Source organism: Chitinophaga rhizophila, assembly GCF_019492185.1.
Classification (GTDB): Bacteria; Bacteroidota; Bacteroidia; order Chitinophagales; family Chitinophagaceae; genus Chitinophaga; species Chitinophaga rhizophila.
The window spans coordinates 1-634 of record NZ_JAICCF010000020.1; the positions used below are offsets into that span (position 1 = coordinate 1).

The 634-nt window shown below is 46.1% G+C and carries 1 rRNA gene; it reads right to left on the bottom strand.

The features are described from left to right. A 23S ribosomal RNA gene (locus K1Y79_RS29050) occupies positions 1-565 on the bottom strand; the annotation flags it as partial. Positions 566-634 lie beyond the last annotated feature (69 nt).

The window sequence follows — 634 nt, forward strand, 5'->3', positions numbered from 1 at the left end:
CTATGCTCCGACCGCTTGTAGGCGCACGGTTTCAGGTACTATTTCACTCTTCTATTCGAAGTGCTTTTCACCTTTCCCTTACGGTACTGGTTCACTATCGGTCTCTAGGGAGTATTTAGCCTTACCAGATGGTGCTGGCAACTTCACACAGGATTCCTCCGGTCCCGCGCTACTCAGGATACTACACGTCTATCAGAATTTCTATCTACAGGGCTATCACCTGCTATGGCTCATCTTTCCAGATGATTCAATTTGATCTGACTTTCTAAAAGTAGTCCTATAACCCCGCGGCAGCACGCCACCGCGGTTTGGGCTGGTCCCCGTTCGCTCGCCACTACTTAGGGAATCATTAATTTATTTTCTTTTCCTGCAGGTACTTAGATGTTTCAGTTCCCTGCGTTGGCCTCCTTGCGGATAATACATCTTCAATGTATTGAGTTGTCTCATTCGGAAATCTACGGATGTAACGATCGTTTGCATCTCCCCGTAGCTTATCGCAGCTTACCACGTCCTTCATCGCCTCCTAGAGCCTAGGCATCCACCATGCGCCCTTATTCGCTTTAAATATCTTCAAAGCTTTCTGTAATCTACTATTACAACTTATTTTTCCCAATATGTCAAAGAGCTTGTGCTT